Genomic DNA, 9,151 nt, shown 5'->3' with positions numbered 1-9,151 from the left:
CCATCAGCCGCAAGGCTTTGTCCTGCAAGGCTCTCAAATGACCGACTCCAGAACATTTAGCAAAAACGGCGTGAATGTGGATCTATTTTTTATTCCTCTGAGCGATATTTCATTGCCGCAAACATCACTCGCTCAGTCTTGGTTAAGTGATGATGAACTCGCCAAGGTCGCGCGTTATCGCGATCCCAAGGCGCAAATGAAGGGATTACAGGTCAGGGCGGCGCTGCGGGCCGTGTTATCTCACTATGCGGATTTATCGCCACAGGATTGGTGTTTCGAATATGGCGCTAAGGGTAAACCGAGCTTAACGACGGCATTACGGCAGCAAACTGGGCTTGAGTTTAACCTAAGCCATAGCGGCGATTGGTTATTGATTGGTGTGGCTCAGTTTCATGGCGTTGAGTCTGGTTTATTTGGGGTCGATATTGAAAGATCTCGGCCGAAGACGGATATCTATCCAATCCTAAATCATTATTTTTCTCCCCAAGAAACGTCAGCCTTGCTCGCTCTCGCCGATGAAGCGGGTCAGCGGCAGCGCTTTTTCGATTTATGGGCGTTAAAGGAGTCCTATATCAAGGCGACAGGACTCGGCTTAGCGCAGTCGCTCAAATCCTTCGCCTTTGAGCTAAAGCCGTTCGAACAACTGGCAGTCGAATCGCTTGAGCTATCGTGTCAAGATACCGCATTAAGGCAATCCTGCGGCGTAGCAGAGAGGCTTAATGTTTATCCACATATTTCATTACAAGTCCCGCTACAAATTCCAATACACACACTGGATTTAGCAGACCCTATGCATTGGCAGGCACATTTTGGTCGTTTGACCGAGGAGTATCGCTTTGCCATTAGCCTAGCGCATGCCGGTAACGCCAGTCTTCCTTTAACGCTAACCGCACAGCTGAGCAGTATAGAGTACTTACTTGTTGCTGATTAACGGCGATAATGCGTGTTTTTTCACGCCAGTAAACTCAGATAAACCGCTGAAGTTCGCGATCGCATTTAGCCATGGTTCTTTCTCAGTCTTATCTTGCTATCAACTTTTATTCATCTTCGGTTAAACATTGCTGGGTATAGTCACGCCGATAATATTTTGAATTTGAATGTATTAAATGAGGTTTAGCAATGAAACAGATTAAGTGCATGTTACCGGCTACTATGCTGGTGATGCTATCTGGTTGTGGTTATTTTGGTGGCGATGAAAAGCAACAATTAGAGCAGGCTTGGTTAGCCCAAGATCCACAATTGCAGCAAGTGGTTGAGCAAATTCGTGCTAATGGCTTAGATGTTGTGGCCCAAAGCGCAGCGGCGGGCACAGTTTCGGCCTGCGTGGCTGAAAAACTGAGCCAAGATCCGCTTGGCAAGTTAGTGAATGTTGAGGGCTCGCTGGTGGAGTCGGCCAAGGTGGCAGAATTGCTGGGTGACTTACAGAAAGTGATGGAACAAGATATCAGTTTTGATCAGGTCGCGAGCTTGCTGCAAAAAGGCGCCGATGCGGCGGCCTATGCTAAAAGCCTCATCGAGCAACAAGGTTTAGATCAAGCCTTACAAAGCCTTAAGCAAATGGCGACTGCGAGCGAGCAATTTGCCCAACAAGACTTAGGTGCGCATTTCCAGCAATTATTACTTGAGTGCAAAACTGCAGCGCCAACGCCAGGTTCTGCGAACTAATTCTGCTTTGTTAATCTGACAACATTATCCTCAATCACTTGGAACTAGGTTGATGATAGTTAATAGGTTCACTGGATAAGGAACCCCTATGTTTAAAAAAATGCTTGCCTCTGTCGGAATTGGCGGCGCGAGTGTCGATACTTTACTGGAAGATAATCGCTTGTTGCCGGGCCAAATGTTTAACGCGACAATCGTCGTTAAAGGCGGCAATGTGGCGCAGAGAATTTCGGGACTCGACTTGGCGTTAATGACTAAAGTTAAAGTGAGTACAGATAATGGCGATTATTTTAAAAATCATAAACTTGCAACTTGGCGTTTAAGCGATTCTTTTGAGATCCAAGCTGGTGAAGTGCGCAACATTCCTTTCAGTGGTAAGTTGCATCCTGAAACGCCATTTACTCAGTTACCTGTGCGGAATAATCAGTGTCAAGTTTGGCTGCAAACAGGTGTAGATATTGATTCAGCGATTGACCCTAGCGACACCGATGTTTTGGTTGTCATGCCTACACCAGTCCTTGAACATGTGCTTAATGCTATGTTTAGTATGGGTTATGTACTTTATAAGGCCGATGTTGAGCAGGGATTCTTGAATACCCGCGCCTTTCGCTCAACCTCTGGATGTTATCAAGAATTTGAGTTTAAGCCGCGTAATCTAGGGTTAAATACGATACGTGAGATTGAAATTTCTGTGGTGTGTGAAGCCGAGCAAACCCATTTACTACTTGAATTAGACAGGGCATTTCGTGGTGATGGCTATTTGTACTTTACGTTAGCCAATAACGCTAGCGCCAGCCAAGTGTTAGAAGTGTTCAAGGCGAATATACGCTAGTTAATCTTTTTCCATAAAAACGCCCTGAATCATCAGGGCGTTGATGTCACTACTTAGCGTTCGGAAGTGGGACGATTTCAAAGTTTTCATCAAATTTTACTAAGGTCGACGCTATCTTACCGAAGGCCGCTTTATCGCCCTCGAGTTTGGCTGTGCCGTTGGCAAGTAAGTCTTTGAGGGTCACTTTGCCGAGTAAAATCCCGGTAATGTAGCGCTTATCAATATAAAGATTGGTGTCGGCCTCCATTGGTTTATCAACCTTAATATTGCTTAAGTTACCGTTGCTTAACTCGACGAAGAGTGTTTCTTTAGTGTCGGGGTTAATCACATTAAGCCTTAACAGTCCAAGTTCAGCGGCCTTGATGCTATCGACTTTTACGGCGAGGAAATCAAACAGAGTCGAGATCTCCATTTCACCTAAAATATCTGCCGATGCCGATTTGGGTGCGCCGGGTTGGATCCCTACGCGTAACTCTTGGGCGCCGGTAAGATAAATGTTACGCCAGCCTGCGCCTTCGGCTTGGTAGCCCAGTTGCTCATAGGTATCGGCAAGTAATTGTCTGGCCTTTTCGTTATCGGGTTCTGCCATGACCACTTTATTCAGTGCCGTCGCCACGAAACGGTATTCACCTTGGGCATAGTCGGCCTTGGCATGTTTAACCACAGCTTTAGCACCGCCCATATACTCGACAAATTTCTTCGCTTCATCCTTAGTCGGTAGCGGGTTTAAGTTGGCTGGATTCATATCGAAATAGCCTAAATACATGTTGTACACGGCTTTGGCATTATGGCTGTAGGTACCATGGTAACCATTGGTATACCAAGTGTCGCGCACGGCTTTAGGAATGGTGGTTTGAATCGCATCGCCAATATCTTGAATACCCACGCCATTATTGGCTAGACGCAGGGTTTGATTATGCACTAGGCCATAGTTATCCCTTTGCATTCTGAGGTAAGCATTTACATCCGCATTGCCAAAGACGGGCGCTGAATGGGCCTCGAAAAGTACCTGTGCATCATCGCCAAAGCGTGTCAGCAATGCATTGATATCCTTTGACCATTTGATGGCATCACGGACTTTTGCACCGCGCAAGGTGTAAATGTTGTGCATGCCATGGTAGGTGAGTTCACCCGTCCACAGGGCTTTCATTGAGGGAATATAGGTGGCCATTTCCGAGGCGGCTTCTGTGCCTGAGGCATCCATAAACACCATGTCTATGCCATCAATGGTGAGTGTTTCCCACTTATCTTTGCCGTTTAAGGTGACATCGGGTTTAACGTAGGTCACTTCGCCTTTGGATAATCCCTTGGCGAGCGCTGCATCGACAATGCCTTGATCGTTTCGCTCTAATGTTGCGCCGTATTGATAGGCCGCGCGGCGGCTCATGGCATTACCGGCGAGGACGTTTTCGTCGACAATTTCTTTGGTAATGTTATTTGAACCATAGACTTTGACCTTAGGGTACATGTCTTTGATTGCACGGGAACCGCCAAAATGGTCCGCATGACTGTGGGAATAAATCATCGCCACCACAGGTAAGTCATTACCCTCAGGCAAGTTTTTTAGGGCAAATTCCAATGATAACTTTGCCGCTTCTTTGGTGAGCAGCACGTCATAAAGGATCCACCCCGTTTTACCGCGGATAAGCGTTAAGTTCGACAAGTCAGTACCGCGAACTTGGTAAATCCCCTCTGTGACCTTGTATAAGCCGTTAGACACCATATTCAACTGGGCTTGGCGATAGAGTGATGGATTGACAGTGTCTGGGGTTTTGTCGCCGATAAAGCTAAATTCAGTGCGCAAAATGGCGGCTGTTGGTTCATCGAGTTCGGCGATGAGATTCTTAGAGAACTCTTCAAAGGCTTTTTTATCGGTGTAATTTAGAGTGGCTGCTGTGGCCTTGTTGACCTCAGTGGTTTGCTGGGTCGCAGGCTTTCCCTGATAGTGCAGACTGATATGTTCATGCTCGTGTTCTGCCGCTGTAGCGCTGAGGGTGAACGTTGCGATAATACTCAATGTCATCAAAGATTTTTGCATAATTTTACCTACAGATAGGAGGGATAGTGTCGTTGATGGTTTGAGTATAGACAGCTTGTGTATTTAGATAACTCGCGTTAGCTTGGGTTGTAATATTCATATTGTGAATGAGTAGTTTCCCTTATGCCGACACAAAAGCCATTAGATTTAAACTTATTGCGGGTGTTTATGGTGGTTTACCGTACTCGTTCATTCACGCAAGCGGCTGAAGAGTTGGACTTAACTCAGTCTTCAGTCAGTAACGCGATCAGTCGATTCAGGGTATGGGTCGGGGAGTCACTGTTCAATCGGGTTGGGAGGGGAATTGAACCGACGGCAGTGGCGCGGGAAATGTACCGTAAGTTTGAGCAGCCAATGGCAGATATCGAAACTGTATTGCTGGGGTTTGAGCATTTTGATCCAAAGTGCAGTCAGCGACGCTTCTATGTGTATGCCAATGAGTCGGTTATCGAAGCGCTGCAAACCGGTGTGCAGGCTTTATTACAGGATGCGGATATTGAAGTGATTTTTCGGGAATCACCGCCACAGGAAGCTGATTTATATCGCGATATCTTGCTTGAGCGAGTCGCTGTGGCGATAGACATTAAACCCGCGCAGCAAAGTTTGCTCTCGAGCAAATTACTCTTCACCGAAACCTTAGTGTGTATCGTCAGTCGGCAGCATCCTCGGATTCAAGGCGCCATTACCCATGAGCAGTATTTTGAGGAGAAACACGTCTTTTTGAATATGCGGCGTTTTAATCTTACTGCGGGGGATTTGTTTACCGAAGGCGTCTTGCCTAGACGCAAGATGTATAGTGAGCAGTCATCTTTATTGAGTATGTTTGCTACCGTAGGCAAAAGTGAGGCTATCGGCATAGCGCCTTTGCGATACGCCAGTCAGTACGCCGAGTTGTTCGGCATCCAGATTTTACCTATGCCACTGAAAACAAGACCCATTGATTTGTATATGGTGTGGAGCAGTAAATACACCCAAAACCCGAGCCATCAATGGCTACGAAGCTTATTGCTCGATGCCAGTGCGAGCACGGTAAATGAAAAAGCTCTGAATCTTGCTAGCAACTAGGCTAGCGATTCAGAGCTTAGTTTCGGTATGTAACCTTGGTTTTTGCTCAGTTCTAAACCTTAGTTCGTAATCTGATACTCGAACGAACGTTAATTACTGCCTTGCGAGTCTGTGGCTTTCGCCAGGTTGCTCGAAGTCACTGCGATACGGGTTGATATCTAAACCGCCGCGGCGCGTATAGCGGGCGTAAACGGTCAATTTAGTGCAATGACAGAAACGCTTCAAATCGACAAAAATTCGCTCGACACATTGCTCGTGGAACTCGTTATGTTGGCGGAAAGAAATCAAATAGCGCAGCAGTTTCTCGCGATCGATTTTAGGCCCTTGATAACGGATCATTACGCTGCCCCAGTCGGGTTGCGAAGTGATCAAACAGTTGGATTTCAGCAGGTTTGAATTAAGCGTTTCCGCAACTGTTTGCTTATCGTCCGTGCTGTTTTCCAAGTAATCAGGATTAAAACTATAATCGCTGACTTCAATATCGAGATCGTCAATACACGTGCCTGGTAACTCGATAATACGCTGAATGCCAAAGCTTTTTGGTTCGATGATTTTAACGCTAATATCACCTTGAGCACATTGACTTAAGTCTGCGACTAAGGTCTTTTGCAGTGAATCTATACTATCGAACTTGGTTTGATTAAAGCTATTGAGATACAGTTTGAACGATTTCGACTCAATCAGGTTCAGGCTTTCATAGCTTAAATGAAATTCAGCTATGGCCACCATAGGCTTACCTTTAGCATTTAACCAAGACAGCTCATAACCCGTCCAGATATCGGCACCATGAAACGGTAACGTCCCAGTTAGTGCAATAGCATTACGGTTTAGTGAGCGTGGAACCCCTTGCAGCAGCGACGCATCATACTCGGCTTGATAGTCTGTGGCTTTACCTAAAGTCAGGCCAACAAGCGCTTGCGCATCACTATAGGGATCGTGATTCTGTGTCATCAATACTGTTTCCATGTCAAAATAGGCGCACATTATACCTGAAATTGGATTGTGCTTAAGTGTCTTGTCTGCCCGCACTCGATAAATTTTTGCAAAACTACCATCAAGCTTACCTAACGAGTTTAGGTGAACTACCGCGTTATTACCCACAGGGTGAGGCTTCTGTGTGTATTCAAGGCGAATTTCATGCTGATCTTGATCAAGCCGTTTCTTGGCAGCCGGTTAAACGCGAAGTCGAAGGCAGTTTTGCCAATGTTGAGCATGCGCTTGAGTTGACTTTATGGCCAGAAATCAATCATTTTTACGGTCAGTATTATTCTGCACCTTTATTATTCGACTCAGAATGGGGCACGGGTGAGTTACTGCAAGTGTGGAATGAGGATGATTTTACCTGCCTGCAGCAAAACCTGATTGGTCATCTAATGATGAAGAAAAAGCTCAAGCAGCCACCGACGTGGTTTATCGGTTTGTTAGATGAGGGCGATAAAATGCTCACCATTAACAACAGTGATGGCAGCGTGTGGGTAGAGCTTCCAGGTGAGATCCCCACTCAGCAATTGTCGCCAAGTTTAGCGGAGTTTATTGGGGCGTTATCACCACGGATAGCACCGCCCGTTAAACATGAAGAACTGCCTATGCCCGCATTAGAACATCCGGGGATTTTTGCCAGCTTTAAACGTATGTGGCAAAACCTCTTTGGTAAACGTTAGTTGGCGTGAGCTTGACGCTATCTTGCTGCGAGTTCTCTGCCTTCAATCATGTTTAGCCAGAGTGTGGACGCTAAACCACACTGAGTTTGAGTGTGAACGCTCAACCTAAGCGTGGTTTATCTTAGGTTGAGGTTTTTGGCGAGATAAGATGATGTTACTGATGATCCCAAGACAGATTCGATACTATGCGGCAAGGCTCGCAGCGAAAGTGGAACATATCCAATAAAGGTTTATCGAGTTTCCAATCATGACTGCCACAACGTGGGCAAGGTCGCGCTTTTTCTGAGGCCAAATCTTGGCCGCCGACGCGGTATAAGTAGTAATAGGTCGGAATTTTAGTGAGATATTCGATACGGCCGCGCAAATCCCAACCTCTGCGAAATAAATCACTGTCTGGACTCGATAATTCCTCAAGTGCGGCAAATTCTGCTTTGGTGGCCGCCGCCATTTGTAACTCGTCACAGGCTTGCCATTCGCTCTGCCAACGGATAATGCGTTTGTGATCGCCATTAAAGGTTGCTGGAAGTCGATATAAGGGAATGGGCAGTAGATTATCGCCGCTGCGCAGGGGCGAGCACATGTGCACAAAGCTGGTATACAGCAGTTGCCAGCTGGGTGTGTCAGTATTGCTGACCTCAGAATTAATGTCCTGACCGATAAACTTTTCTCGCGGCGCGAGTAGCTTAGCGTCGGTTAACTCTGCTAAGGCTTTTTTGACCCAAGGGCTGTGATATTTATGCGCTAAACTGCTTTTCTCTGGCATCAGTAAACGCACTCTAAACTCACCGTCATTAAAGGCGACCGCAAATTCTCGCCCTAAGATTTGGCCATTAGCTCGATAGGCTTCAAGGAGCTGATTAATGGCTTTTTCGGCGGCAGAGATAGTGGTGTCGGCGAAGCATTCGAAGCGCAGTTCAGTGACAAACATTAAGCGGTTTTTCCTTGGGATTCTAATAAGTTGATGCGTTGTTTTAGTTCAAGCAGTTCGTTTTTCAATTGCATGATTTCTGCTTTTTGCTGCTCAGCATGACGCTCAAAATGCGTCTGTTGTATCTGCAGACGCTCGGCAAGCAGCGCAAGCGTCAAGGTATCGTTAGTTGCTGCGGCTTCGATTGTCGGGCTGAGGGCTTGTAACTCGGCTAAACGCTCGCGATCCGCCTTAGGCATAGATTTAAATTGCTGCAAGCCTTGGATCAATATCGGTAAAGGTAGGCTGCTACCTAAACGGGTTTTAATTAAGGCAAGGCTCGGTACTTTACCGCAGGCTTCGAGCGAACGTGCAGCCGCTAATACTTGGTCAAGTGGACTCATAATTAGCAAAATTCCTTAATTTGTTGAATGATTTAAACTAATCTCAAAAGGTTTCGTAAGTTTTTTCATTTAAAAACAATGTGTTGTCATTTGGCATCTATTTTGCTTATTGTCCTGCCTAAATCGCTTTTTCAAGCAAAAATAATAATCACACAGGATGTCACATGATTAACCACAAATTGAATAACAAACTTATCGCCATCACTTTTTTAGGGCTTGCAAGCTTAGGTCTTAGCGGCTGTGTGGTCAATGTCGGTGATGGCGAATCGGGTTGGGATAGCAGCGAATCATGGGAGAAAGTGCAGGATAAAAACCGCACGAACTTAACCAAACTGAGTTTAGGGATGCCCAAAGACCAAGTGATGATCTTAATGGGCACCGCTGATTTTAGTGAAGCCTACATTCAACAAAGTGCTCAACAAGGTGAATCGAATAAAGAAGTCTTAGTGTTGTTTTATCGTACCCAGCGCAATAATGGCGATGGAAAAACCACTAAGGATGAATGCACACCTATCGTGCTGAGCAACAATGCCTTAGTGGGTTGGGGTGAAACGGCTTACAGTAAAATTTAACCCGCGAGTT

The 9,151-nt window shown here is 46.0% G+C and carries 10 protein-coding genes; 6 read left to right on the top strand and 4 right to left on the bottom strand.

Annotation, left to right across the window (positions count from 1 at the left end):
* Positions 1 to 37 precede the first annotated feature (37 nt).
* The 3 genes from Q4Q54_RS02915 to Q4Q54_RS02905 all read left to right on the top strand — a co-directional run bounded on the left by Q4Q54_RS02915 (position 38) and on the right by Q4Q54_RS02905 (position 2,494).
* Positions 38 to 931, top strand: a complete 894-nt coding sequence (locus Q4Q54_RS02915; RefSeq protein WP_311987655.1) for a 4'-phosphopantetheinyl transferase superfamily protein — start codon at positions 38 to 40, stop codon at positions 929 to 931.
* Positions 932 to 1,119: 188 nt separating this feature from the next.
* The gene (locus Q4Q54_RS02910; protein WP_311889268.1) at positions 1,120 to 1,665 is read left to right on the top strand and encodes a hypothetical protein; all 546 of its coding nucleotides are present in this window, start codon (positions 1,120 to 1,122) and stop codon (positions 1,663 to 1,665) included.
* A gap of 88 nt (positions 1,666 to 1,753) precedes the next feature.
* Positions 1,754 to 2,494 carry a sporulation protein gene (locus tag Q4Q54_RS02905; RefSeq protein WP_006085223.1) on the top strand — a complete coding sequence of 247 codons (741 nt, stop codon included), beginning with the start codon at positions 1,754 to 1,756 and terminating at the stop codon, positions 2,492 to 2,494.
* A gap of 49 nt (positions 2,495 to 2,543) precedes the next feature.
* Here Q4Q54_RS02905 and Q4Q54_RS02900 read toward each other — a convergent pair whose 3' ends face one another.
* A complete protein-coding gene (locus Q4Q54_RS02900) occupies positions 2,544 to 4,532 on the bottom strand; it encodes an alkyl sulfatase dimerization domain-containing protein (RefSeq protein ID WP_311889267.1) in 1,989 nt (662 codons plus the stop codon).
* A gap of 123 nt (positions 4,533 to 4,655) precedes the next feature.
* Here Q4Q54_RS02900 and Q4Q54_RS02895 point away from each other — a divergent pair, with 123 nt between their 5' ends.
* Positions 4,656 to 5,597, top strand: a complete 942-nt coding sequence (locus Q4Q54_RS02895) for a LysR family transcriptional regulator (protein WP_071939089.1) — start codon at positions 4,656 to 4,658, stop codon at positions 5,595 to 5,597.
* Between the two features lie 93 nt (positions 5,598 to 5,690).
* On the opposite strand, the gene queF is transcribed toward Q4Q54_RS02895, so the two are convergent.
* Complete coding sequence (gene queF / locus Q4Q54_RS02890; RefSeq protein WP_006080957.1) at positions 5,691 to 6,548, bottom strand: NADPH-dependent 7-cyano-7-deazaguanine reductase QueF; 858 nt, start codon at positions 6,546 to 6,548, stop codon at positions 5,691 to 5,693.
* Positions 6,549 to 6,607: 59 nt separating this feature from the next.
* Here queF and syd point away from each other — a divergent pair, with 59 nt between their 5' ends.
* On the top strand, positions 6,608 to 7,258 hold the full coding sequence (gene syd, locus Q4Q54_RS02885; RefSeq protein WP_311987654.1) for a SecY-interacting protein: 651 nt from the start codon (positions 6,608 to 6,610) through the stop codon (positions 7,256 to 7,258).
* Positions 7,259 to 7,412: 154 nt separating this feature from the next.
* Here the strand turns inward: syd and Q4Q54_RS02880 are convergent, their stop codons facing one another.
* Entirely contained in the window at positions 7,413 to 8,186 is a 774-nt protein-coding gene (locus tag Q4Q54_RS02880; protein ID WP_311987653.1) for a Zn-ribbon-containing protein, read from the bottom strand.
* Positions 8,186 to 8,569 carry a hypothetical protein gene (locus Q4Q54_RS02875; protein ID WP_311987652.1) on the bottom strand — a complete coding sequence of 128 codons (384 nt, stop codon included), beginning with the start codon at positions 8,567 to 8,569 and terminating at the stop codon, positions 8,186 to 8,188. The genes Q4Q54_RS02880 and Q4Q54_RS02875 overlap by 1 nt, the downstream gene beginning before the upstream one ends.
* 164 nt (positions 8,570 to 8,733) lie before the next feature.
* Here Q4Q54_RS02875 and Q4Q54_RS02870 point away from each other — a divergent pair, with 164 nt between their 5' ends.
* Positions 8,734 to 9,141, top strand: a complete 408-nt coding sequence (locus tag Q4Q54_RS02870; RefSeq protein WP_006080961.1) for a DUF3192 domain-containing protein — start codon at positions 8,734 to 8,736, stop codon at positions 9,139 to 9,141.
* Positions 9,142 to 9,151: the final 10 nt, after the last annotated feature.

This window comes from Shewanella sp. SP2S2-4 (genome assembly GCF_031932025.1).
GTDB lineage: Bacteria > Pseudomonadota > Gammaproteobacteria > Enterobacterales > Shewanellaceae > Shewanella > Shewanella baltica.
This window is presented reverse-complemented; position numbering and strand designations above follow the sequence as displayed.